General features: G+C 63.3%; 25 protein-coding genes. 12 read left to right on the forward strand and 13 right to left on the reverse strand.

Features of this window, described 5'->3' with window-relative positions:
- Positions 1-32 precede the first annotated feature (32 nt).
- Positions 33-1814 carry an aspartate--tRNA ligase gene (aspS, locus tag QZ964_RS02850; protein WP_292528694.1) on the reverse strand — a complete coding sequence of 594 codons (1782 nt, stop codon included), beginning with the start codon at positions 1812-1814 and terminating at the stop codon, positions 33-35.
- Positions 1815-1934: 120 nt separating this feature from the next.
- Positions 1935-2126 (reverse strand): DUF1192 domain-containing protein, encoded by a 192-nt coding sequence (locus tag QZ964_RS02855; RefSeq protein WP_292528624.1) that lies wholly within the window; start codon positions 2124-2126, stop codon positions 1935-1937.
- Between the two features lie 224 nt (positions 2127-2350).
- Here QZ964_RS02855 and ppdK point away from each other — a divergent pair, with 224 nt between their 5' ends.
- Positions 2351-5029 carry a pyruvate, phosphate dikinase gene (gene ppdK / locus QZ964_RS02860; protein ID WP_292528626.1) on the forward strand — a complete coding sequence of 893 codons (2679 nt, stop codon included), beginning with the start codon at positions 2351-2353 and terminating at the stop codon, positions 5027-5029.
- A 50-nt stretch (positions 5030-5079) separates the two neighbouring features.
- Here the strand turns inward: ppdK and QZ964_RS02865 are convergent, their stop codons facing one another.
- The 3 genes from QZ964_RS02865 to QZ964_RS02875 form a co-directional block, all read right to left on the reverse strand.
- Positions 5080-5247, reverse strand: a complete 168-nt coding sequence (locus tag QZ964_RS02865) for a hypothetical protein (RefSeq protein ID WP_292528627.1) — start codon at positions 5245-5247, stop codon at positions 5080-5082.
- A 145-nt stretch (positions 5248-5392) separates the two neighbouring features.
- A complete protein-coding gene (locus tag QZ964_RS02870; protein ID WP_292528628.1) occupies positions 5393-5635 on the reverse strand; it encodes a hypothetical protein in 243 nt (80 codons plus the stop codon).
- 134 nt (positions 5636-5769) lie between these two features.
- A complete protein-coding gene (locus QZ964_RS02875) occupies positions 5770-6441 on the reverse strand; it encodes a Crp/Fnr family transcriptional regulator (RefSeq protein ID WP_292528630.1) in 672 nt (223 codons plus the stop codon).
- Between the two features lie 94 nt (positions 6442-6535).
- Here QZ964_RS02875 and QZ964_RS02880 point away from each other — a divergent pair, with 94 nt between their 5' ends.
- Entirely contained in the window at positions 6536-6952 is a 417-nt protein-coding gene (locus QZ964_RS02880; protein WP_292528632.1) for a secondary thiamine-phosphate synthase enzyme YjbQ, read from the forward strand.
- A gap of 240 nt (positions 6953-7192) precedes the next feature.
- Positions 7193-8386: a cell wall hydrolase gene (locus QZ964_RS02885; protein ID WP_292528633.1), complete on the forward strand. Its 1194-nt coding sequence runs from the start codon at positions 7193-7195 to the stop codon at positions 8384-8386.
- Here QZ964_RS02885 and QZ964_RS02890 read toward each other — a convergent pair.
- Entirely contained in the window at positions 8383-9060 is a 678-nt protein-coding gene (locus QZ964_RS02890) for an aminotransferase class IV (RefSeq protein ID WP_292528635.1), read from the reverse strand. The genes QZ964_RS02885 and QZ964_RS02890 overlap by 4 nt on opposite strands.
- Positions 9009-10193 (reverse strand): aminodeoxychorismate synthase component I, encoded by a 1185-nt coding sequence (locus QZ964_RS02895; protein WP_292528636.1) that lies wholly within the window; start codon positions 10191-10193, stop codon positions 9009-9011. The genes QZ964_RS02890 and QZ964_RS02895 overlap by 52 nt, the downstream gene beginning before the upstream one ends.
- Before the next feature lie 123 nt (positions 10194-10316).
- On the opposite strand from QZ964_RS02895, the gene QZ964_RS02900 reads away from it, so the two are divergent.
- Positions 10317-11159: a TIGR00282 family metallophosphoesterase gene (locus tag QZ964_RS02900; RefSeq protein ID WP_292528638.1), complete on the forward strand. Its 843-nt coding sequence runs from the start codon at positions 10317-10319 to the stop codon at positions 11157-11159.
- Positions 11160-11179: 20 nt separating this feature from the next.
- Here QZ964_RS02900 and QZ964_RS02905 read toward each other — a convergent pair whose 3' ends face one another.
- Positions 11180-12229, reverse strand: a complete 1050-nt coding sequence (locus QZ964_RS02905) for a bile acid:sodium symporter (protein ID WP_292528639.1) — start codon at positions 12227-12229, stop codon at positions 11180-11182.
- 181 nt (positions 12230-12410) lie between these two features.
- Between QZ964_RS02905 and QZ964_RS02910 the strand changes: the two genes are divergently transcribed.
- Positions 12411-13304, forward strand: a complete 894-nt coding sequence (locus QZ964_RS02910) for a neutral zinc metallopeptidase (RefSeq protein WP_292528641.1) — start codon at positions 12411-12413, stop codon at positions 13302-13304.
- A gap of 2 nt (positions 13305-13306) precedes the next feature.
- On the opposite strand, the gene QZ964_RS02915 is transcribed toward QZ964_RS02910, so the two are convergent.
- Positions 13307-13867, reverse strand: a complete 561-nt coding sequence (locus QZ964_RS02915) for a transposase (RefSeq protein WP_292528643.1) — start codon at positions 13865-13867, stop codon at positions 13307-13309.
- Between the two features lie 71 nt (positions 13868-13938).
- Here QZ964_RS02915 and QZ964_RS02920 point away from each other — a divergent pair, with 71 nt between their 5' ends.
- The 3 genes from QZ964_RS02920 (at position 13939) to QZ964_RS02930 (ending at position 17981) form a co-directional block, all read left to right on the forward strand.
- Positions 13939-15468, forward strand: a complete 1530-nt coding sequence (locus QZ964_RS02920; RefSeq protein ID WP_292528645.1) for an NAD(P)H-hydrate dehydratase — start codon at positions 13939-13941, stop codon at positions 15466-15468.
- 257 nt (positions 15469-15725) lie between these two features.
- Positions 15726-16373, forward strand: a complete 648-nt coding sequence (locus QZ964_RS02925; protein ID WP_292528646.1) for a carbonic anhydrase — start codon at positions 15726-15728, stop codon at positions 16371-16373.
- 36 nt (positions 16374-16409) lie between these two features.
- Complete coding sequence (locus QZ964_RS02930) at positions 16410-17981, forward strand: SulP family inorganic anion transporter (protein WP_292528648.1); 1572 nt, start codon at positions 16410-16412, stop codon at positions 17979-17981.
- Positions 17982-18044: 63 nt separating this feature from the next.
- Here the strand turns inward: QZ964_RS02930 and QZ964_RS02935 are convergent, their stop codons facing one another.
- Both QZ964_RS02935 and QZ964_RS02940 read right to left on the reverse strand, forming a co-directional pair.
- The gene (locus QZ964_RS02935) at positions 18045-18812 is read right to left on the reverse strand and encodes a glycerophosphodiester phosphodiesterase family protein (RefSeq protein WP_292528650.1); all 768 of its coding nucleotides are present in this window, start codon (positions 18810-18812) and stop codon (positions 18045-18047) included.
- Positions 18809-19288: a RidA family protein gene (locus tag QZ964_RS02940; RefSeq protein WP_292528651.1), complete on the reverse strand. Its 480-nt coding sequence runs from the start codon at positions 19286-19288 to the stop codon at positions 18809-18811. Before QZ964_RS02940 ends, QZ964_RS02935 begins: the two co-directional genes overlap by 4 nt.
- A 105-nt stretch (positions 19289-19393) precedes the next feature.
- Between QZ964_RS02940 and QZ964_RS02945 the strand changes: the two genes are divergently transcribed.
- Entirely contained in the window at positions 19394-20215 is an 822-nt protein-coding gene (locus tag QZ964_RS02945; protein ID WP_292528653.1) for a cell envelope integrity EipB family protein, read from the forward strand.
- Here the strand turns inward: QZ964_RS02945 and QZ964_RS02950 are convergent.
- On the reverse strand, positions 20143-21267 hold the full coding sequence (locus QZ964_RS02950) for a hypothetical protein (RefSeq protein WP_292528654.1): 1125 nt from the start codon (positions 21265-21267) through the stop codon (positions 20143-20145). The genes QZ964_RS02945 and QZ964_RS02950 overlap by 73 nt on opposite strands.
- 184 nt (positions 21268-21451) lie before the next feature.
- On the opposite strand from QZ964_RS02950, the gene QZ964_RS02955 reads away from it, so the two are divergent.
- From QZ964_RS02955 to QZ964_RS02965, 3 genes are all read left to right on the forward strand, one after another.
- Entirely contained in the window at positions 21452-22021 is a 570-nt protein-coding gene (locus QZ964_RS02955; protein WP_292528656.1) for a pyruvoyl-dependent arginine decarboxylase, read from the forward strand.
- Entirely contained in the window at positions 22018-22923 is a 906-nt protein-coding gene (gene speB, locus QZ964_RS02960; protein WP_292528657.1) for an agmatinase, read from the forward strand. The genes QZ964_RS02955 and speB overlap by 4 nt, the downstream gene beginning before the upstream one ends.
- Positions 22924-23057: 134 nt before the next feature.
- On the forward strand, positions 23058-23624 hold the full coding sequence (locus QZ964_RS02965; RefSeq protein ID WP_292528659.1) for a hypothetical protein: 567 nt from the start codon (positions 23058-23060) through the stop codon (positions 23622-23624).
- A gap of 20 nt (positions 23625-23644) precedes the next feature.
- Here QZ964_RS02965 and QZ964_RS02970 read toward each other — a convergent pair whose 3' ends face one another.
- Positions 23645-24166 (reverse strand): hemerythrin domain-containing protein, encoded by a 522-nt coding sequence (locus QZ964_RS02970; protein ID WP_292528660.1) that lies wholly within the window; start codon positions 24164-24166, stop codon positions 23645-23647.
- Positions 24167-24196 lie beyond the last annotated feature (30 nt).

Here is a 24196-nt window from a genome sequence, read left to right on the forward strand (position 1 = left end):
AACTCCGCAACGCGCGCCTCGGCGACGACGGCTTACGCTTTGGCCTCCGGCAGATTCAGCCTGATGTGCAATTCGCGCAGATGCTTCATCGTCGGTTCCGACGGCGCGCCCATCAGCAAGTCTTCGGCGCGCTGATTCATCGGGAACAGCGTCACCTCGCGCAGGTTTTCCTCTTCCGCGAGCAGCATGACGATGCGGTCGACGCCGGGCGCAATACCGCCATGCGGCGGCGCGCCATATTGAAAGGCGCGATACATGCCGCCGAATTTCTCGATCAGCACGTCTTCGCCATAGCCGGCGATTTCAAACGCCTTCTTCATGATGTCGGGACGATGGTTACGGATCGCGCCGGACGACAGCTCCACGCCATTGCAAACGATATCATATTGGTAGGCGAGGATGGTGAGCGGATCCTGGCTTTCCAGAGCCTCCATCCCGCCCTGCGGCATGGAAAAAGGATTGTGCGAGAAGTCGACCTTCTTGTCGTCCTCGTTCCATTCATACATCGGGAAATCGACGATCCAGCAGAATTCGAAGACATCCTTCGTCGTTAGACCGAGCTCGTCGCCAATGCGCAGCCGCGCCATGCCGGCGAGTTTTGCGGCGGGAGTTTCTTGTCCGGCCGAAAAGAACACAGCGTCGCCGGGGTTGACGCCCGCCTTGGCGGCGATCGCGGCCTGCACGTCCGCGGGAATGAACTTCGCGATCGGACCCTTGCCGGCGAGCGCGCCGCCTTCGTCATCGAAGATCACATAGCCCAAGCCCGGCGCGCCTTCGCTTCGGGCCCAATCGTTCAATTTGTCGAAGAAGCTCCTCGGCTGAGCGGCGGCGCCTGGCGCGGGGATGGCGCGCACGGTCTTGCCTTTGAAGGCTTTGAAGCTCACGTCCTCGCGGACGAATTCCTCGGACACGTCGGCGATGATCAGCGGATTGCGCAAATCCGGCTTGTCCGTGCCATATTTAAGCATCGCCTCGCGGAAAGAAATGCGCGGAAATTTCTGCGTGACGGTTTTTCCGTTGGCGAACTCCTCGAAGAGTCCGCGCAGCACCGGCTCGATTGCGTTGAACACGTCGTCCTGGGTGACGAAGCTCATTTCGACGTCGAGCTGGTAGAACTCTCCCGGCGAACGGTCGGCGCGCGCGTCTTCGTCGCGAAAGCAGGGCGCGATCTGAAAATAGCGATCGAAGCCGGCGACCATGATGAGCTGCTTGAACTGCTGAGGCGCCTGCGGCAGCGCATAGAATTTCCCCGGATGCAGGCGCGAGGGCACGAGAAAGTCGCGCGCGCCTTCGGGCGAGGAAGCGGTCAGGATCGGCGTCTGGAATTCGAAGAAGCCCGCCTGTTTCATGCGCATGCGGATCGAATCGACGATGCGGCCGCGCAGCATGATGTTGCGGTGCAGCTTCTCGCGACGCAGATCCAAAAACCGATATTTGAGCCGCGTGTCTTCGGGATAAGGATGATCGCCAAAGACCGGCAGGGGCAATTCGGCGGCCGACCCTAAAACCTCGATCTCGTCGACGTAAATCTCGACCTGTCCTGTCGGCATGTCGCAATTTTCGGTGCCGGCGGGGCGCTTACGCACCGCGCCATCAAGCCGCACGACCCATTCCGAGCGCAACTTCTCGGCTTGCGCGAAGGCTGGAGAATCGGGGTCGACGACGCATTGCGTCAGGCCGTAATGGTCGCGCAGATCGATAAACAGCACGCCGCCATGGTCGCGAATGCGATGGCACCAGCCGGAGAGGCGGATCTTTTCGCCGACGAGCGCTTCGTTTGGTTCTCCACAATTATGCGAACGGTAGCGGTGCAAGGGCCAACTCATGGGGTGGAATTGTAAAGGACGCGAACCCCGTAAGGATCGGGCGTTTCGCGCGCAGAAAGGGCATGGGCCGTCCTGCGCTGTCAAGCCGAGCTCAGCCGGGCGACTGGGCTATTTCTTGAAAAACGCGTCGGCGGCGGCGCTCGCCGCCTGTTTCGCCGCGCGGGCGGCCTCGAGCCGGGCGATCTCTTGCCGCAGCCTCTCGATGCGTTCGTCGAGTTCGGCGATGGAGAGAAGATCGAGCGGCTGGCCGATCTCGAAAGCCGCCGGGCGGGGCGGCGCATCGTCTGCTTCGCTTTTCATCACGCGCGACCTTCGCTGGAATTTTTCGACCGCTGACCAAAATAGCGCCCGAGGTGCAATGCGCCAACTTGTCGGCGCGCGTCATTTGAGCGTAATTTCCCGCGGGCTTGATGGTCCGCGCAGGCGGGGCGTCGGCGGCCGTTCAAAACGCCGGCTGGAAGCGCTCATGACCGCTCAAGGCGCGGCGCGGCCACGCCTGCCTCTCTCGCCGGACGAACATACGCATGACCAAGTGGGTTTACAGTTTCAGCGCCGGTCGGTCCGAAGGGTCGGCGTCGATGAAGGAGCTTTTGGGCGGCAAGGGCGCCAATCTCGCGGAAATGGCGTCGCTCGGGCTGCCAGTGCCGCCGGGCTTCACCATCACCACCGAGGTTTGCGCCTATTTTTACGCCAACGGCAAGACCTTTCCCGCCGATCTCGCCGGGCAGGTCGATGACGCGCTCGCCGAAGTCGGCCGCGTCGCCGGGCACGCTTTCGATGACCCTCAATCGCCGCTGCTCGTCTCGGTGCGGTCGGGGGCCCGCGCCTCGATGCCGGGGATGATGGATACGGTGCTCAATCTCGGCCTCAACGACCAGACCGTCGAAGCGCTCGCGCGCAATTCCGGCGACGAACGCTTCGCCTGGGACTGCTACCGGCGCTTCATCGAAATGTATTCGAGCGTCGTGCTCGGCGTCGAACATCACGAGTTCGAGGACGCACTTGAGCGATTAAAGGAGAGCAGGGGGTTCGCGCTCGACACGCAGCTTACCGCTGACGACTGGCGTAACGTCGCGGCGCGATACAAGACAATCGTCGAAAAATTCGCGGGCAAGAGCTTTCCGCAGAACCCGCGCGAACAATTGTGGGGCGCGATCAAGGCGGTGTTTTCCTCCTGGATGAACAATCGCGCCATCGTCTATCGCAACCTGCACAACATTCCCGAAAGCTGGGGCACCGCGGTCAACATCCAGGCGATGGTCTTTGGCAATATGGGCCCGCAATCGGCGACCGGCGTCGCCTTTACCCGCAATCCGTCCACCGGCGTGCGCGAGCTTTATGGCGAATATCTCATCAATGCGCAGGGCGAAGACGTCGTCGCCGGCATACGCACGCCGCAACCCATCGCTCAGTCCGCAAGCCACGCGTCGGGCTTCGAGAAGATTTCGCTCGAAGCGGCGATGCCGGCGATCTTCGCCGAGTTCAAGGGATACGCCGACAAGCTCGAACGCCATTTCCGCGACATGCAGGACATGGAGTTCACCGTCGAGCGCGGCAAATTATGGATGCTGCAGACTCGCGCCGGCAAGCGCACGGCGCGCGCGGCGCTGAAACTCGCGGTCGACATGGCGCGCGAAGGCCTCATCGGCAAGGATGAGGCGATCACCCGGGTCGAGCCGCAGTCGCTCGAACAATTGTTGCATCCGACGATCGATCCCGCAGCGAAGCGCAGCATCCTCGCGACGGGTTTGCCCGCTTCGCCGGGCGCGGCGGTCGGCGAAATCGTCTTCGATCCGGAAGAGGCGGCGAAGCTCGCCTCCAATGGGCGCAAGATCATTCTGGTGCGCATCGAGACCAGTCCCGAAGACATCGGCGGCATGCATGGGGCGGAAGGCATTCTGACCGCGCGCGGCGGCATGACCTCGCACGCCGCCGTCGTGGCGCGCGGCATGGGCAAGCCCTGCGTCACTGGCGCCGGCGCGCTGCGCATCGATTATGAGGACCAGAGTTTCACCGTCGCCGGCAAGCGCTTCGGCAAGGGCGAGCGCATCACCATCGACGGCTCTGCCGGCCAGGTCATCGCCGGCGAGGTGAAAATGCAGCGGCCGGAGCTCACCGGCGAATTCGCCGTGCTGATGTCCTGGGCCGACCAGAAGCGGCGCTTGAAAATCCGCGCCAACGCCGAGACGCCCGCGGACGCCCGCGCCGCCCGCCGCTTCGGCGCCGAAGGCATCGGCCTCGCGCGCACCGAGCACATGTTTTTCGAAGGCGAGCGCATCGTCGCGGTGCGCGAAATGATTCTCGCCGACGACGCGGAGGGCCGCCGCCTCGCGCTGGCGAAACTGCTGCCGATGCAGCGCGAGGACTTCAAGCAGCTGTTCGAAATCATGTCGGGCCTGCCGGTGACGATCCGCCTGCTCGATCCGCCGCTGCACGAATTCCTGCCCCATTCCGATTCCGAAATCGCCGCGGTGGCGCGGGCGATGGGCGCCGACCCCGTAAAGCTGCGCCGCCGCGCCGCGCAGCTTTCCGAGTTCAATCCGATGCTCGGCTTTCGCGGCGTGCGGCTCGCGGTGATTTTCCCCGAGATCGTCGATATGCAGGCGCGGGCGATTTTCGAGGCGGCGATCGAAGCCAGTCTGTCGACGGGCGAACCCGTCGACATCGAGATCATGGCGCCGCTCGTCTTCACCTGCGCCGAGCTCGATCTCGTCAAGGCGCGCGTCGCCGAGATGGCCAAGCTCGTGGAGGATGAGACGGGGATCAGGCCGAACTATCATGTCGGCACGATGATCGAACTGCCGCGCGCGGCGCTGCGCGCCGGCGACATCGCGCCATCGGCGGATTTTTTCTCCTTCGGCACCAATGATCTGACGCAAACGACGCTCGGCATTTCGCGCGACGATTCGGGCTCCTTCCTCAACGCCTATGTCGAAAAGGGGCTGTTGCCGGCCGACCCCTTCGTGACCATCGATCAGGAAGGCGTCGGCGAGCTTGTGGCGATCGGCTGCAAGCGCGCCCGCGCCGCGAATCCGACGATCACGCTCGGCGTCTGCGGCGAGCATGGCGGCGATCCGGTTTCCGTCGCCTTCTTCGACAAGATCGGCTTCGACTATGTGTCCTGCTCGCCGTTCCGCGTGCCGATCGCGCGGCTTGCGGCGGCTCAGGCGGCGCTCGGCGAAAAGGCCGTGAGCACGGCCTAGGCGCGCCATAACGAAGGGCGCCGCGGATGGGCGGCGCCTTTCGCTTCTTCCTACTTGATCATTTTCACGGTGCGGCCGACTTCGGACGCGCCCTGTTCGCCTTGCGGCGCGAACCAGTCGGGAACCCAGGTCAGCGCAACCACCACGAAGAACGCAAAGGCCGCGACCCACATGATGATCTTGCCGATTTCCGCTCCACTGTGCACTGCGAGCGCCATCTCAGACCCTCCTCGATGCTGAAAGGCCCCGCCGCAACCGGCGTTAGCGCCGTCTTTCGCATGCGGCGGGCGATGGCCCGGATGTGGAGCCGTCCGGCCTCAAATCAAGCGGTCAAGTTCAAAAAATGTCAGCTAAACCATTGGTTTAGGCGCTAAGCCGCAGATTCAGCTTTAGTAGTTTGGCGAGGGCGTCTTCGGTCGAAACATCCTCCGGCCAGTCGTAAGCGGCCGCCACTGCGCGATCGAGCCAGGGCGATGGCGATGAGTTGATGGTCGGCGCAAACCTGATTTGCAAGCACTCAGACATTCGGTGCTTTGCTACGGCGGCCGTCACGATGCAACGCGTCGTCTCGCCGCCGTCATGGCCGGGCTTGTCCCGGTCATCCACGCGCTTGTGCGCGCCGGACTTGCGTGGGTGCCCGCGGCACGCGCGGGCATCACGCGCTGAGAGAGACCAGAACCCTCCCACATGGCCGGTCGCGGCTCGACATGGCGCATGATTGGCGTGGGCTCGGCCCTGCCTCACGCGCTCTCCAGCTCTTCGTCGCGATGGTTCGTCTCGAAGCGGCGCACGATCAGCCGCACGAGATAAAGGCCAAACTCGGGGTTTTGAAAATAGAGCTGCTCGAATTGCTCATAGGTGATGACCAGCAGACTTACGTTGCTCAAGCAGCGCGCCGTCGCAGTGCGCTTTCCGAGTTTGGTGAAAAGCGCCATTTCGCCGAAAATGTCGCCGGGCGACAAGACGGCGCCGCGTTCGACGATCTCGATTCGTCCTTCGACGACGACGAAGGCTTCGTCGGCGTCATCGCCTTTCCAGAAGATTTTCTCGCCGGCCCGCAGCATGCGCGGATGCATGAAGGGCTTCAGCCATTCGATTTTCAGGTCGTTGCCGTTGGCTTCGCGCACGCTGGCGATCAGCCGGCGCATTTCCCGCATGCGGGTGAAGTTCAGCGGCAAATTGATCGCATGTTTGGCGATCGTCGGCGGACTGGCGATGATGAGCCCCAAGGTCACGCCGAGCACATTGCCGAGCATCGCGGTGATGCGCAGCGGGATCATGCGTTTCATGTAAGCGGCGCCGACGACCGTCGACGCCTCCGCCCAGGCGAGCGCCGTCAGCGCCGCCGCGCCGACCGTTTTCCCCGTGTCGGAGGCGGCCCAGTTCGTCAGCGTATCGATCAGTTGAGACATGAAGCTTCCATCTCCTGCGGCGCTTAACCTGCGCGGGCGATCAACACAAGCGCGTCGGGCTGGACTTTCCCATGCGCTTTCGCACATTCGTCCTATGCGACAAACGAGCCGAATGCTGCGGATCGACTCTTCGGGACGCGGATTTTATGAAATCACCGAGAACATTCGCGACTTTGCGCGCGACGCCGGCATGACGCAGGGACTGTTGACGGTTTTCTGCCGACACACCTCCGCCTCGCTGCTCATTCAGGAAAACGCCGATCCGACCGTGCTGCGCGATCTCGAAGCCGTCTTCGCGCGGCTTGCGCCGGAAGAGGGGGATTACGCGCATGATACGGAAGGCCCCGACGACATGCCGGCGCATATCCGCGCCGCGCTCACCCAGACGCAGCTCTCGATTCCGCTCATCGGCGGCGCACTGGCGCTCGGAACCTGGCAGGGCGTTTTCCTTTTCGAACACCGCCACAGAGCGCATCGGCGCGAGATCGCCCTTCATCTCATCGGCGCATAGCGGTTAGTTGCGTCATTATGGCACGTTGTCGCCAAGCGGCCGGCAACGGTTCCGCAAGCCTAATGACCGATAAGATTTGCCAAAGATCGCATCCGGGGCGGCGCGAATCGCGGCGCCTTGCGAGACGCGTCGTCGCAGGTGAGCCAGTCTATGCGTCGTCAGTCGAGAGCGCGTTCCGCACGCAGAGGGGCGGCGCCCTGGGTCCTCAGCGTAACGGCGCCATGGGCGCTCGGCGTCGGCATGCTGGTGTCTTTCACGGCGGCCGCCGGCCAGGATCCGACAACCGACTGGAAGGTTTCGCCGCTCGCGGCGCGCGCCCCAGGGGCGCTGACGATCGGCTTCAGCGAGGCGGCGAGTGGCGATTACGGCTTTTATGGCGAGACGCGCGCCAAAATTCAGGAGGCGCGTCTCATCGTCGGCGGGCGCGACGAGACTGGGGCGACGATTCCCGACGAGCGCGAGCCGCATGTCGATCTTAAGCCCGACGTGAAGAATTTTCCCCAGGTCGATCGGCGGCACAAGGGCGATCCGGTAGTCGCCATGCGGCCGGGTTTCGAGACGCGCCGGCGCGAGCCTGCGAGTTTGGGACTGAACGAGTCGCCGCCGCTGTCCTTCGGCATCGAGGGCAAGTCGACGCGGCCGACGCCGACGCCGCTTGCGCCCCGCGGCAAAACGCCCGGCGACGAAGCGCTTGAAGAGGTCGATGCGGGGGCCGCTCCGGAGCCGGCGACGACGCAAAAGTCGACGGCCGCCGCCTCGCCGGCGCAAAGTTCGTCGATCTCGACGCCCCCCGCCACCGACCTCCCGCGCGACGCCGGGCGAGAAGCGCTGACCGAGCGCGCGCTGCACGGCGCTACCGCTCAGACGCCGCGCGCCGTCGCGCTGGGGTCGTCGACGCCGGCGCAGCCGGACGCCGTGCCGATCGAAGTGTCGTCTTTCCAGGGCGCGACGCTGGCGCTGTCGGCTCCCGGCAAGGACCAGAGCGCGTCGCGGCCCGATTATGTCGCCTCGATTGATCCGGAGAAGCTTGGCCGCGAGACCCGCTGCCTGGCTGAGGCGGTCTATTTCGAGGCGCGCAGTGAACCCGATGCGGGGCAGGCCGCCGTCGCTCAAGTCGTGCTCAATCGCGTCCAGAGCGGCCTATACCCCGCAAGCGTCTGCGGCGTCGTCTATCAGAACCGCCATCGCTATCGCGGCTGCCAGTTCTCCTTCGCCTGCGAGGGCAGGTCGCTGCGCATCACCGAAGGCGACGCCTGGGAGCAGGCCGTGCGCGTCGCCAAGGAAGTCATGGTCGGTCGAACCTATATCTCCGACGTCGGCCGTTCGACGCATTATCACGCCAACTACGTGCATCCGCGTTGGGCGCGCGCGCTCAGGAAGATGGATGTGATCGGACGGCACATCTTCTATCGCCTGAAGCCGGGGCAGACTTAGGCCGGGCGTGAGTCGACGAGTCGCGCGCGGATGAGGCCGCGCACCGAATTGCCGAGAAAAAACTCGGACTTTGAAATGTCTTCGAGCCGCAGGATCGCCTCGTGGGCTTGCCCTTGCGCGATCAGCGCAGCGCGCAGCGTTCCGGGTAGGAGGCCGCTGGAGAGCGGCGGGGTCAGCAAGATTTCTCCTTGTGGAACGAAGAGGTTGCAGCGCGCCGCTTCGCAAAGCTCGTCGCGCTCGTTTTGAAAGAGAACTTCATCGGCGCCGCAGCGCTGCGCCGCATCAGTGAGCGCGTCTTCATAGAGCGCGCGCCGCGTCGTCTTGTGGCGCAACAGAGGATCGGCGGAAGAAAAGCGCCGCTTCGCGATGGCGACGCGCCAGATAGTATCGCGCGGAATCGGTTCGATCGGCGTGACGCTGGTTTCGATCGCCCCGTCGCGCGCAAGGACCAGCCGCACGCGAAGGCGATCGCTTGGGGCGCGCGCCACGGCGTCGTTCAGCGCGTCAAGGACGCGCGCTTCGTCGTAAGAGAAGCCGAGCGCGGCGCTTGAGGCGGCGAGCCGCGCGAAATGTTCGGGCAGCAAAGAGAAGCCTTCGCCGCGCGTCCACAGCAGCGTCTCGATCAGGCCGAAGTCGCTCTCGCGCCTGTCAGAAAGCGCGCCTTGATCAGACATTCCTCATACTCTTCGCGCGCGCGAGAATCGGCGACGATGGCGGAGCCCACATTGCAGACGAGGTCGCCACGGGGAAAGATCGTCAGCGTGCGGATCGCGACATTAAAGCGAATGTCGCCATTGGGCGCGATCACGCCGAGCGACCCGCAATAGACGCCGCGCGCGGCGGATTCGAGATCGCGAATGATTTCCATCGCCCGAATCTTCGGCGCGCCGGTCACCGAGCCGCAGGGAAAAAGCCCGGTGAACACATCCCGTAACGTCACCTCGTCGCGCAACTGCGCCTCGATGCCCGACGTCATCTGATGCAGCGTCGGATAGGTCTGGATGGTGAAGAGATCGGTCACCTTCACCGTGCCGACGACGGCAAGACGAGAAAGATCGTTCCTGAGCAGATCGACGATCATCAGATTTTCGGCGCGCGACTTTTCGTCTTCGACGAGATATTGCGCGCGCGCCATGTCTTCGGTGGGCAATGCGCCGCGCTGCGCCGTGCCCTTCATCGGGCGCGCACGGATTTCGCGACCCTTCGCCTCGAAGAACACTTCCGGCGACAGCGAGACGACGGTTTCAGCCTCCAGCGCAACGACGCCGCCATAGGCGACCGGCTGGCGTTTCCGCAGGCCGCGATAGAGCGACAGCGGATCGCCGTCATAGCGCCCGTAAAGCGGGAAGGTGAGATTGATCTGATAGACGTCGCCGGCGAAAATATACTCGCGGCACCTGTTGAATCGTTCGGCGTATTCTTCCTGAGACCAAGCCGGGGAAAGCGTTATGTCCGGCGGGGCGCCCTCGGCAGGCGGCAGCGACCAGGGCCGAGGCGCCCGGAATACGCCGAACAGGAGCAGCGGCGTGCGCGCCGTCGGCGTCGCTTGCGCGGCGAATTTCGGCTCCAGCGCATAGCCAAGCTCGTAGCCGGCGTAACCCGCAAGATAGAGGCCGCGTCGGGTGGCCGACTCCATGCGCGCAAAGGCCGGCGCGACGTCTTCCGGCGCGCGCGCGACGATGATTTCCTCCGGCTCATCGAACAGCAGCGCCTGTCCGCCGCTGCGGCCGTCTTCGAAAACGACGTAAGGCCGCGTCGGCGCGCCTCTTTGCGTCAGGACGGCGGGACGTTCGGCGGCGTCTTGCATGTTTGGCGGAGCTTTCAATGGAAAGGGATGTTACATCAGGCCGTCCCAGTTATGAAACGCCGCATCGTCGCGCAACCTTGGCTCTCGCTTTGCCCTCGCTGCGCGCGCAGGCTATGACGGCCTATGTCGACATCCGCGCCGCTCCGGCTTCTGTTCATCGGCGACGTGCTGGGCCGTTCGGGCCGGGAGGCTTTGTCTCGCTTCGTCCCGCGGCTGCGCGAAAAATGGGCGCTCGACTTCGTCGTCGTCAATGGCGAGAACGCCGCCGGCGGTTTCGGTATCACCGAGGCGATCTGCGACGAAATGCTGGGCCTGGGAGTCGATTGCGTCACCCTCGGCAATCACGCCTTCGACCAGCGCGAGGCGCTCGTCTTCATCGAGCGCCAGCCGCGGTTGCTGCGTCCGATCAATTACCCGCCGGGAACGCCGGGGCGCGGCGCCGGGCTCTATACGACGGCGCGCGGGCAGCAGGCGCTCGTCGTCAATCCGATTGGTCGCGTGTTCATGGAAGCGCTTGACGACCCTTTCGCGGCGATCGAGCGCGAACTCGGCGCCTGTCCGCTCGGCGTCGGCTGCGACGCGATTCTCATCGACATGCATGCCGAGGCGTCGAGCGAGAAAATGGCGATGGCGCATTTTGTCGACGGCCGCGCGTCTCTGGTGGTCGGCTCGCATACGCATACGCCGACCGCCGACGCGCAGATTCTGCCCGGCGGCACCGGCTATCAGACCGACGCCGGCATGACCGGCGATTACGACTCTGTCGTTGGGATGGACAAGGAAGAGCCGCTGCGCCGCTTCCTGCGCAAGACGCCCGGCGCGCGCTATGAGCCCGCGAACGGCGAGGCGACGCTGTGCGGCGTGGCCGCCGAGATCGGCGCCAATGGGCTCGCGGCCATGATCGCGCCGGTGCGGCTCGGCGGCCGGCTGCGCGAAGAGTGGCCGGAGGCGTGGGGCGCACCCTGAGCCGCGTTTCGCTGGAATTTCTAGCGAGACACTGCGCGATCGACGAAGGACGCCGCAAAATGCTGGATGAGGTTATAGAGGATAACCGGCAGCATCACTTGCGGATGCTCGGCAAGGGCCGTGGAGGCAAGCACCAGCGCCGTGCCGTTGTTATTCATCCCCAGACCGAACATCATCGAAGCCGTGTCCGCCCGAGTGGCGTCCAAGGCCCGGGCGAGACCGTAGCCAGCCGCGAACATTACGAGGCATAAGCCGCCGACGATCGCCAGAATCGCCGCCAAAAAATCCAAGTCGGGGTGAGCGACGACGTTTGGCAAGGACAACGCGGCGTTCGAATAATTGAGCAGCGCCAGCACGATCATATTAGCGATCTTCAGGTAGGGGCTCGCCACTCCGACCCCGGCTTGCCCCACGATCCGATTGACCGCGAGTCCTAAAACCGTCGGCAGGATCACCCATGCGCCGAGAAAGGCGAATGCGCCGCCGGAGGCGAGTTCGTGCAGGTCCTCCGAATAGTCCCCGATCGTTACATAGCCGACCGCATGAAGAACGAACGGAGTCAGGATCGGGCTCAGCAGGGTCGTCATAAGCACGAGGGCGAGGCTCAGCGCCAGATTGCCATTCGCATTTTGTGACCAGGCAGTCGAAGCGCCCGCGATGGGCATGGAGGCGATCAGCGCCAGCCCAACGAGGATCTGCTGAACCTCTTGGGGGTTGTGCCAAAACGCCAGCGTACGACTCATCGCTGCGACGAATGCGAGCGGAACGAGAATGTTGGCGGCCAGCCCGGACGCCAAAAGCTTCGGACGATCCAGAAGATTTCTTATGTCGGCGGTTCTCGCGGCGAAGCCGGCGTTGAAGAGTAAGAGCGCCAGCATCGTCGTGGGAAGCGAAACGTTCAGTTGCGCGGTAAGAATATCGCGCTGGCTGAATTCGACGTTGTGAATCCTCAGGCCGAACTCTGGCCAAAGCGCGGCCGCCACATAGGACAGGCCGATGATATAGATGAAATAATGATGAATAAGCCGAACGAATGTTTGTATTTTACTCGAATTTTTTCGCATATTCATCGCGGTAATCCGCCGGATAGAAGGCGCTCGATAGGATGTCCTTGCATGAGTTTTTTGCAGGACCAGCGTTTGGGGAGGGAGCCCCGCGCCATCGCAGGCTTCGTCTACTCTACCCAGAACCGGCAAGCTCGCTTAAATAGCAGTCAGCAGCGCCCCAGGGCGCCGGTCGGAGCGCGCCAAGATGAAATGGGAAGATCTCCAGTCGTCCGAGAATATCGAGGATCGCCGCGGCCGAGGGCCGATGACGGGCGGCGGCCCCCGCATGGGCGCGGGCGGCATCGGCCTTGGCACGATGGTGGTTCTCGGACTGATCGGATGGGCGCTCGGCATCAACCCTGCGCTGCTTATCGGCGGCGCGCAGGTGATCAATAATATGCGCCAGGAGCGCGAAGTGGCTTTGCCCCGCCAGGAGGCTCCGCGGGAAAGCGCGCCAACCGATCAATTGGGGCGTTTCGTCGCCAAAGTGGTCGGCTCTAATGAGCAGGTCTGGTCGCAGGTGCTTCCGCAGCAAAAGGGAATGCGTTTCCAACCGCCGCGGCTCGTTCTCTTCAATGGCTACACCCAGTCGCGCTGCGGCACGGCGCAGTCGGCGATGGGACCGTTCTATTGTCCGCTCGACCAGCGCATCTATCTCGACACCTCCTTCTTCCGCGACATGGAGCGGCGCTTCGGCGGCGGCGGCGATTTCGCCTACGCCTATGTGATCTCTCACGAGATGGGCCATCACATCCAGAATCTGATGGGCATTCTGCCGAAGATCCAGCGCGCGCAGCAAATGGCAGGCAGCCGTTCGGAAGCCAATGCGCTTTCGGTGCGGGCGGAGCTGATGGCGGATTGCCTCGCCGGCGTTTGGGCCAACAACGCCAACAAGCAGAAGCCGATTCTCGAGGAAGGCGACATCGAGCAGGCGGTCGCTTCGGCGCAGGCGATTGGCGACGATCGCATGCAAAGAGCCACGCGCGGCTATGTGGTGCCGGACAGCTTCACGCATGGCTCGGCGGCGCAACGCACCCAGTGGCTGCTGAAAGGCTTGCGCACGGGGAGCGTTGACGCCTGCAACACGTTCGCGAACTGAATCTATGAGACGCGACGAGCGCGGGTCGTCAGATCCGCGCCGCGCAGTTTGCGCGCCAATCGGCCAAAATCCGCACTTTGCGCCGCAGCGAGCGCATGTTTTGTCGCAATGAGGCCGACCGGCTGCGCCAGACCAGGCGCAAGGCGGGTGATCAAGGAATTCGGCGCCACACGAAGCGTTCTGGGCCGGGTGCTATCGCCATAGGCGAAAACATCGCGCGCCTCTTCAGCGAAGCCGCGCTCCACCGCAAATCCGGCGAGGAGAAGGAAGATTTGGTCGCGCCGCGCCGCCTTCAGGGCTTGCGCAACGCCGTCGGCGCGCGGCGCTTCGATGAGCCTGCAGCCGGCTTCATCGGCGATTCCTTCCAGATCTCGCGTTGGCTCGGCGACGATTATGGCGTCGGCGACGAGCCCTTCCACGCATGACTCGATAAGCGAACCGAGGCTGCGCGCCACAGCCTCGCGGCGCAGCGGCGCCCTGGGAGAGTCGAATGCGATCAAAACAGCGCTCAGCATCTGGCTGACATAGCGGAAAGGCGCGCGTGGCGAAATGCGGCGCCGCATTAACGGGCGTTGCGTTTATCATTTGGGCGGCGCCCATTGCGCGGGTGACGCCCTTCGGTCACCATCGCGCCATGCCCTCTGCTCTCCCGCTCGAAATCCTCACGACGGATCAAATGGCCCGCGCCGATCGCCTGACGATCGAGAGCGGCGTGCCCGCCATGAGTCTGATGGAAAGCGCCGCGGCGGCGATCGCGCGGACGACGAGCCAGATCCTGCAACGCACCAGTGGGCGGCGCGTGTTGGTGCTTTGTGGTCCCGGCAACAATGGCGGCGATGGTTTTGTCGCGGCGCGGCTGCTCCGCGCCCTGCGCTACAAGGTTCGCGTCGCCTCGCTGACGCCGCTCGACCAATTGCGCGGCGACGCAGCGCGGGCCGCCGCGGCATGGCCCTGTCCGGTCACGTCCGCGCTCGCGTGCAGCTTCGACGGAGTCGATCTCGTCGTCGACGCGCTGTTCGGCACGGGCCTCGCGCGCGACTTGGATCCCAACGCCTGCGACCTGGTGCGCCGCCTCAACCGCTGGCGTCGCGAGAGCGGGCAGAACGTCCTGGCCGTCGATATTCCAAGCGGCGTCGACGGAACCACGGGAGCAGTGCGCGGCGCGGCTGTGGAGGCAGACGCGACCGTCACCTTCTTCCGCGTGAAGACCGGCCATCTGCTGCTGCCCGGACGTCTGCATTGCGGCCAGCTAACCTGCGCGCATATTGGCATTCGGTCTTCCGCGCTCGAGCCAATCGGCGTGACGACATTCGTTAATATGCCTCAGCTTTGGCGCGCCGAATTGCCTCTGCCGCAGATCGACGGCCACAAATATACGCGCGGCCACGTATTGGTTGTCTCCGGCGGCGCCTCGTTCACAGGCGCGGCCCGACTTTCGGCGGCTGCGGCGCTGCGCGCCGGCGCCGGACTCGTCACGCTCGCGAGCCCCGCCGATGCGCTCGCGGTCAACGCCAGCGCGCTGACGTCGGTCATGGTTCGGCCATCCGACGGCGCAAAAGGCCTCGCCAGGGTTCTCGCTGACGAGCGCAAGAACGCCGTCGCGATCGGTCCGGGGCTGGGCGTGAGCGACGAAAGCTGCGCGCAAGTCGAAACCGCCCTTGCGCCGCAGGCCTATCGCCGCGCCGCCGTGCTTGATGCGGATGCGCTTTCGAGCTTCGCCGGCGACCCTGAGCGATTGTGGCGCGCGACGCGCGCGGCTCCCGGCCCAGTGGTGATGACGCCGCACGCCGGCGAATTCGCGCGCCTTTTCGCCGCCTGCGAGGCCAATTGCGTCTGCCGCTCGAAACTCGACAAGGCGCGCGCCGCCGCGAAGGCGAGCGGCGCGGTCGTGCTGTTCAAAGGGGCGGACACGGTCGTCGCCGCGCCGGACGGACGCGCTTCGATTCTCCCCTATGCGACGCCCTGGCTCGCCACCGCAGGTTCGGGCGACGTCTTGACGGGAATCATCGCCGGGTTACTGGCCCAGCGCATGGATGGATTTCTCGCCGCGTCCTGCGCCGCGTGGATGCATGCCCGCGCCGCCGAGTTTTTTGGTCCGGGGCTGATCGCCGACGACATCATCGCCGCCTTGCCGCAAGTGTGGCGGGAGCTGTGCGCCGTCTAGCCGAGGCAACCGGCTGAAGCGATTTGGCTTTCAGCGCGCCCGCCGCCAGCGTGGCGCCATTCAAATGTAAGCCGGCGGACTTGTCGCGACGGTCGGAGCTTCGTAGAGTCAGGCGTGCTTGAGCGAGGGCGCCTCTCAACGCTCGTGAAAAGCGTTTTGGTTCGCGCTCCCGGTCCAGGCGGCTTGCGTCGCTGTCATATTGCTGTCGCAGCCGCAACGCTTCTCATCGCGGCGGCTGAGAAACCATCGGGCCTTGGATGAAAGCCTTCGAAAAATTGCTACTCGAGAACAAGGCCTGGGCCGAAGAGGTTCGGGAGCGCGATCCCGGCTACTTCGATCGCCTGTCGGCCGATCAGAAGCCGGAATTTCTGTGGATCGGCTGTTCCGACAGCCGCGTTCCCGCCGACATAATCGTCAATGCGCGTCCCGGGGCGATATTTGCGCATCGCAACATCGCCAATCAGGTGATCGCCACGGACTTCAATTGTCTCAGCGTCATTCAATATGCGGTGCAGGTGCTCAAGGTTCCGCATGTCATCGTCTGCGGTCATTATAATTGCGGCGGCGTTCGCGCCGCCCTCGACCGGCAGCGTCCCGATCTGACGCTGCTCAACAAATGGCTGATGCACATTAAAGACACCTATCGGATGCATAGAGATGAGATCGATGCGCTCAACTCTCAGACAGAACGCGCGAACCGACTTGTCGAACTCAATGTGATCGAGCAGGTGCTGCGTCTGTCGCAATTCTCCATTGTGCAGACTGCCTGGAAAGAGGACCAGCGGCCGATGCTGCACGGATGGGTGTTCGGGCTCGATGACGGAATATTGCATCAGCTCATTACATTGCCGCCGGGCAGCGACGTCGACGTCATTTATCAGCAACACGGCGGCGAGGATTTCTGATCCGCCGCTTCGGCGCGAAGCCGCTAGTAGGAGAAAATGGGCGTGTTCAGGAGGCATTTCGACTACTACTACCGCTATCTCGATCACGACATTCCGGCAGGAGTCGTGGTGTTCCTCGTCGCGGTGCCGTTGTGCCTTGGCATTGCCGTCGCTTCCGGCGCGCCGCCGTTCTCCGGAATCATCGCGGGGATCGTCGGCGGTCTCATCGTCTCGATTCTGAGCGGCTCCCAGTTGAGCGTCTCGGGCCCCGCTGCAGGCCTTACCGTCATCGTCGCGAACGCGGTCGAAAAGCTTGGCTTCGACGCCATGTTGCTCGCCGTGGCGCTGGCGGGTCTGCTGCAAGTGGCGATGGGCTTTCTGCGGGCCGGCGTCATCGGCGCATTTTTTCCGTCCGCGGTCATCAAGGGCATGCTTGCGGCGATCGGTCTGATCCTGATCATGAAGCAGTTGCCGCACGCCGTCGGCTATGACGCCGACGCTGAGACCGATCTGTCCTTTCTCGAGGACGACAGCCACACGCGTCTGTCCTTTCTCTGGGACGCCTTTGGTTCCTTTTCGACAGGAGCGGTGATCGTCAGCCTCGTTTCCGTGGCGATCATGCTTCTTTGGGACACGCCGCACATCAAAAAACACCGTTACCTGTCGCTGGCGCCTGGCCCGCTGGTCGCGGTGCTATTTGGAGTCGGCTACAATATCGTCGCTCAGACGTTGTTACCCTCCCTGGCGATCGCTCCGCAGCATCTCGTCAACGTTCCGGCGATCTTCGGACCGATAGATTTTGCGCGCGAATTCAGCTTTCCGGATTATACCCGGCTGGTGGACGTTCATATCTATGTGACGGCTGCGACTTTGGCGCTGGTCGGCAGTCTTGAAACCCTGCTCAGCCTCGAGGCTGTCGATAAGCTCGATCCGCTCAAGCGCGTCGCGCCGACCAATCAGGAGCTCAAGGCGCAAGGAGTTGGCAATTTCGTGAGCGGAATGTTGGGCGGCCTGCCGATCACTGCGGTAATCGTGCGCAGCTCCGCCAGCATCGATGCAGGCGCGCACACCAAGGCGGCGTCGTTTTTTCATGGCCTCCTGCTGTTGCTCAGCGCAATGTTCCTGTCGAGCGTGCTCAATTTGATCCCGCTCGCCTGTCTGGCGGCGGTTCTGATCTTGACCGGCTATAAGCTCGCAAAGCCAAAGCTGTTCATTCAGCAATATGAAAAGGGCTTCAACCAATTTGCGCCCTTCGCAGTGACGGTCGGCGCAATTCTTTTGACGGATCTTCTCAAAGGCATGGCCATCGGCATGGCCGTGGGACTCTTCTTCGTGTTGCGCGCCAATTATCACTCGGCGTTCACGCTTACCCGCGACGGCCGAAACTATCTTCTGCGCCTGCAAAAGGACGTGTCCTTCCTCAATAAGGCGCAGCTGCGCAGCTTGCTCGAGGACATCGAAGAGAACAGCTTTCTCATGATCGACGGCACGCGCGCCGGGTTTATCGATCAGGACATCATGGAAACGATTCAGGACTTCATAAAGGCCGCGAGCGACTACAACATTCGCGTCGAACTAAAGGAAATGCGCGGGCTCGAACCGGTCAACGGAATGGTTCCCGCGGAATAGCTGGGAGTCACGACATCGTCTCTCGGGAGAGGGTCAGAAGGCCAGCGCTCTGCCGACTTTTTTTTAGGGCGCAAAACCTTCGAAGACGATCTGGTCGGCCCATTCTCGCGCCCGCGCCGCCATCTCCGGCGAACGCACGGTCCAGGCCGTTACCGGAATTCTGACCGCGTCGCGCAGCAGCAGCGGAATCGCATGCGGCAGATCGCGCACGCGCCAGGACAGGAAATCCGGCAGCGTGCGCTTGTAGTGCAGGAAATGCGTGAGCTCAGCGCGCTGTGCGGTGGACAGCTGCGGCCAATCCTCCTGGCTGTAATGCGCCTCGCCGACGATGCCGAGCGGGCGATGCGCGATCCCCAGCGCGGCGGCGCGCGCGCGCAGAAAAGCGATCTGATCGGGATCGAAGCTTTCGACGGCGACAGGCCCGTCGTAACGCGCCAGCGCCTCGGCCGTGCGCTGTGCGGCCGTCGTATCGCCATTAAACGCGCTCTTGATTTCGACGACGATCGGGGTTCGCCCACCGATTGCGCCGAGAAACTCGGAAAAGCTCGGAATAGCGTCAGTTCCGCCGCGCAGCTTGAGACGTCTCATCTCACCGGCGCTGTGTTTCGCGACAGCGCCGGCGCCGTCAGTCAGGCGCTCAAGCGTCTCGTCGTGAAAAACGACAAGTTCGCTATCGGCTGTAAGCTGCACGTCGCATTCGACGCCAAATCCGGCGGCGATCGCCGCACGGGCGGCCGATATCGAATTCTCAATCACGCCCTGCGACGCATCATGCCGGCCGCGGTGGGCGATCGGCCGCGCCGTCAGCCATGAAAGATTGGGCCTGGTCACGGCAGAATCTCGAAAATCCCCTCGACTTCAACGGCGGCGTCGAGCGGCAATTGCGCGACGCCGACGGCGAAGCGCGCATGTTTGCCGTTTTCGCCGAGAACTGTAGCGATCAGATCGGAAGCGCCGTTGACCACTTGCGGCAGCGCGGCGAAATCCGGCGCGCTGTTGACATAGCCTCCAAGCCGGACCGCGCGCAGCCTGGAAAGATCGCCGACGGCGGCATCGGCTTGGGCGAGGAGGTTGAGCGCCGCCTGACGCGCCGCAGACTGTCCGTCCTGGAGCGAAACGCCGGCGCCGAGTTTGCCTCGATGCGCCGGGTCGACGCCATTTGCCCCGAGCGGCAGCTGTCCCGATATGAACAGCAAAGCGCCCGCGCGCACGAAGGGAACATAATTGGCGACGGGCGCGGCCGCATTGGGGAGCGTCAGTCCCAGCTCTTTCAGCCGCCCAAGCGGGGTGTCGGACGATGCGGTCATGGCGCCTCTTTAAAGAGAAAGTCGTTGCTCCCGATGAGGCGCGACCCTAGTTTCCTACTCCGCGCGACGCAATGGCGTCGACTCGCCGCCACCGAAAGAGGTCCGATGATTTGGTTACGCGCGCTTGCCGCCGCAATCTGCGTGGGAACGCCGCTCGGCGAGGCGTTAGCGGAGCGCGCCCTTGCGCTCGCCAACCATCGCGCGGTTTATGACCTGAGCCTCTTGAAATCGAGCGGCGCCAAGGCGCCGGCCCAGGCGCGCGGCCGCATCGCCTTTGATTTCTCCGGATCGGCCTGCGAGGGCTATGTTCAGAATTTTCGCCAGATTACGGAGCTGCAGCCTTCGGAGGGGGCGGCAAAGCTCTCCGACATGCGCTCGGCGACTTTTGAGGGCGGTGACGGGGCCGATTTCCGGTTCAAGGTGGAAACCAAGGTCGACAATTCGCGGGGCGAAGAAGTCGACGGCAAAGCCAAAAAATCCAGCGACGCCCGGCTTTCCATCGACCTTTCCAAGCCCAAACGCGCGCGTGTGGAGCTCGCCGGTCCTATGTTGTTTCCGACCGAACATTTGCGCAAAATCGTCGAGACGGCCATGACCGGTGAACATCTGCTCGAAGCACGGGTCTTCGACGGCACGGGAGACGGCGAAAAGGCGTTCGACACCTTGACGGTGATCGGCAAGCCGGCGACCGAGCCGCCACAGGAAAAGGCGGCGCGCGTCAACGAGCTCAAGAACTTGCGCCGCTGGCCGGTGGCCATTTCCTACTTCGACCTCGGCAAGAAGGACGGCCAGCCGATTTACGTGCTGTCTTTCGACCTTTATGAAAACGGCGTCTCGCGCGCTCTGAAACTCGACTATGGCGACTTCGTCTTGCGCGGCGACATGACCGATCTCGTCCTGCAGCCGACGCCTGCCTGCAAAAAATGAAGTGGCGCCCGGCGGCGCAGGAGCGCCGCGATTCGTTCTGCAACAGATCGCGGACGCCAGAAAATCACGGCATGGATATCGAGGGTCTGGTCCAAGAAAGGCGCTGTCGGCGGAATAGCGAGGACCGTCGCATCCTCGAGAGCGCGTCTTAGCGCCGCTTCATCGTCAGGCATTTCGATGACGACGCCACGGTCAGTGGCGATCGTGCCGGACACGTAATGCAGCAGCATGAGATTGGCGACGATTTCCTGCATTTTCGAGCGTGGATTCTTGCGGCGGGCGCATCGTGGCGCGCGAATGAGATATTCTCCGCTCGTATCATCCGAATGCAGCATTAACGCCGCGAGGCGGCCGTTTCCGGGCCAATGGCATTCGCTCTGTCGCTTCAGGCGGATGAACGCGCCTTCAAAAACCTTGGACTCAATGTGATGCAACTCGCACGCGCCGCGCCGCTGCGCACGCGTCGCGTCGACGTAGGCGAAGCGGATCTCCGCGTCATGCGCCGCGGGGACTCGGGCGTCGCCCAATTTGCTTAGCACCGCAGCGGCCGTCGCTGCCGAGGCCTCGACCGTAAGGTGGTTTTGATCCTGGTAATGCGCCGCCGCCGGTCCGCCGGGAAGTATGTCGTCGAGCCAGATGGCGGGCGTCGCATAACGCGTCGCCGCGTCCGCATAGAGCCGGTGCGCGCGTCGCCTTGCGCCGCGCAGCTCTTTGGACGTCGTCTGGCACGGGTCGAGGCACAGAAACATCAGCCGGATTCCTCGCCGCGCACAGCAGGATGCGATACCCTCCAGCGTATCGGCGACGAGTTTTCGGCGCAGGCAGTTGGCCGCGAACAGCAGAATGTCGTTTAAGCAATATTCGAAGATGACGATCTCCGGATGAGCCGCCCCCTCGCGCTCCATTTTAAGGAGCGCCATCAAACCATAGAGTGATCCAACCGCGCCGAGAAAGCGGTTCTCGACTTCGTGCGCCGACGCCTGCTTTTGAAACTGGAACGCCCAGCCTTCTCGCATTCCGGCGTTGGAGCCGCCGAGCAGCAAAATTTTCATGTCGTAGAGATGTCTTGCGTCAAGGGTAACGGGCCGCAGCCCGCTCCTCGATGCTAGCCGGTTCGCGCCTGCGATGCCATAGATGAGGTCGGACAAAGGACGAAGGTTGCTAAGGCGCTTATGGCCGAGCGATCTTCTCGTTCTAATTGAGGCGGTGGCATTCTAATTTAATGGAGCGCGTCAGATGTTTCCCGTTCCGCAATGCGTCTTCCTCACGCGCGGCGTCGGCGCGCATCGTCATCGTCTCACGGCGTTCGAATATGCGCTGCGCGATGCGGACATCGAACAGCAAAATCTCGTGGCGGTCTCGTCGATTCTGCCGGCCGGGTGCGACATTGTGCCCGTCGAGCGCGGGGTCGCGACGCTTCAGCCCGGCGAAATTACGTTCACCGTGCTCGCGCGCGCCGAGACCGACGAACCAGGACGGCGCATCGCGGCGAGCATCGGCCTGGCGCGACCGAGAGAGCCCACGCTCTACGGCTATATTTCGGAACATCACGGATATGGCGTGACGGAACGCGAAAGCGGAGATTACGCCGAAGATCTCGCAGCGACGATGCTTGCGTCGACGCTCGGAATCGAATTCGATCCTGACGCCGCCTGGAACGAGCGCAAGAAGGTCTATGAAACCAGCGAGCTCATCGTCGAAAGCCTGTCGTTGACCGCGGCGGCGCAAGGCGCGTCGGGCGGCGGGTGGACCTGCGCGATCGCCGCGGCGGTGTTCCGTTTCGTCAAGTTGGATGGTTCGCCATGAGCGATACGCCGACATTCGCCGCGAGACCAACCTTCCTCGGCGTCGACGCGCAGGCCGATGCGGCGGTCGTCGTCGCCGGCGTCCCCTTCGACATCGGCACGACCAATCGCAGCGGCGCGCGCTTTGGGCCGCAGGCGATTCGTCACGCCAGCCGAATGTTGATCGATGGCGCACATCCCTTACATTGGACGTCGCCAGTCGATTTCTCGCTCGCTGACGTCGGAGATTTCGCGATTACGCTCGGCGATATAGCCGCAAGTCTGAAACTCATCGAGGCGCAGGCGTCAAACTACGCGCATCTCGTAACGCTTGGCGGCGATCATGGAATTACCCTGCCCTTATTGCGGGCTTGTGCAAGAAGCCGGGGCCCGCTGGCGCTGATCCATTTCGACGCGCATGTCGACACCTGGCCGGATAATTTCGGCCAGCCTTATGCACATGGCTCGATGTTCTATCACGCGATCAACGAAGGCGTCGTCGATGCGCGGCGGATGATTCAGATCGGCATCCGCTCGCCGGTGCAGCGCGAGGTCTACGATTGGACGCTGGCGCAAGGCGTCACGATCGTCGCCGCCCAGGAGGCGTATGAAATCGGTCCTGCGGCCATCGCCTCGATGATCGTCGAATGCGTCGGCGACGCGCCGGTCTACTTAACCTTCGACGTTGATGCGCTCGATCCGGCTTTCGCCCCCGGAACGGGGACGCCGGAAGTCGGCGGCCTCGCCACCTGGCAGGCCCAGTCGATCATCCGCAAGCTTGCGGGTCTGAACTTCGTCGGAATGGACGTCGTCGAAGTCGCTCCCGCCTATGACGTCTCTGAAATCACCGCGCTCTCCGGCGCGACGATGGCGTGGGAATACCTCTGCCTATTGGCGAACTCGGCCGGCGCTTCATCCGCCTAGCCTATCCTGAGCTTCGCCCGGCAGCGTCAACGCGGCTCTTGCCAAGGCTGGCCTTTCGGCAGCACTCTGGGTTGAACAGCCGCGATGCAGCGGTCCGCTTCGGAACGAATCGAGGCGTTATTGGGGAGGGCGGCATGAGCGGTGCGGACGGGCGGCGGGGCCGAGAGGTGGTCGGCGTTTTCTCAGACGGTTATGCGCTCGAGAGCGCAGTCGAGGAATTATTGAATACGGGATTCGATCTTAGCGATATTAGCCTGCTCGCGGGTGAAAAGGCCGTTGTCGACAAGCTCGGCCATAAATACGTAAAAGTCGAGGCTGCTGAGGACGCCGCCGCCGCACCGCGCGTGGTCTATGTGCCCAGAGAGTCGTTGAGCAGGAAAGAGGGCGCGATCATTGGCGGTCTTGTTTACGTCGGCGCCACCGTGGCGGCCGGCGCCGCGCTCGCGTCAGGCGGAGCCCTCGCGATGCTTCTCGTGAGCGGTCTGATCGGCGCGGAATTTGGCGGCCTCATCGGCGCCGTGCTTGGCGAGTTCATGGAAGAGCGTCACGCCAAATATCTCCAGGCGCAACTTGACCATGGCGGCTTGTTGCTCTGGGTGCGAACGCGGAACGCGGCGCTCGAGGAGACCGCAAAACGCATAATCGCCAAACATTCCGGCCACGACGTGCATGCCCATGACGTGCCTGTCGCCGCGGCCTGAATGGGTCCAGACGGCCGCGATCAGGCCGCTTTTTTCATCAGTTCGGCTTTGCGCTTTGAAAGCTTCTCGCCCAAGGCCTCGAGATCGACCTCGCTCTCGCGCGCCTCGGGAAACATTTCCTGCTCTTCTTCCTGGACATGGTGCATGACGTATTCGCCAAGCACCTTGACCTTTGCGTCGAAGAGTTGGTCCTGCGGCGACATCGAAAGAATCTCGGCGATCAGCTGCTTGGCGCTTGCGTGCTCAACCTCGGCTTCGTCGAGAAGTTCTTCGTCATCTATGTTCTTGCGAAGCGCGGGATAGAATATTTCCTCCTCGATCTTGGCGTGAACGGTCAGCGCAACGCAAATTTTTTGGGCAAGCGCTTGCTTTTCGGTCTCGTCCTCGAGCTTTTCATACTGTTTGAACCAGGTTTTCACCTCCCGATGATCCTCCTTTAGGAGCTTGATGGCGTCCGCCTTTTTGGAGGCGTCGGACGATGTCTTCGCACCCGCGCGGGGTTTCGACCTTTTGGTGGTGCTGCTGGTACTTGCCATTGGCATTTTGGTGCTCCTTCTGTGCGGCGGATGATA

Source organism: Methylocystis sp. (genome assembly GCF_021731785.1).
In the GTDB taxonomy this organism is placed as follows: Bacteria; Pseudomonadota; Alphaproteobacteria; order Rhizobiales; family Beijerinckiaceae; genus Methylocystis.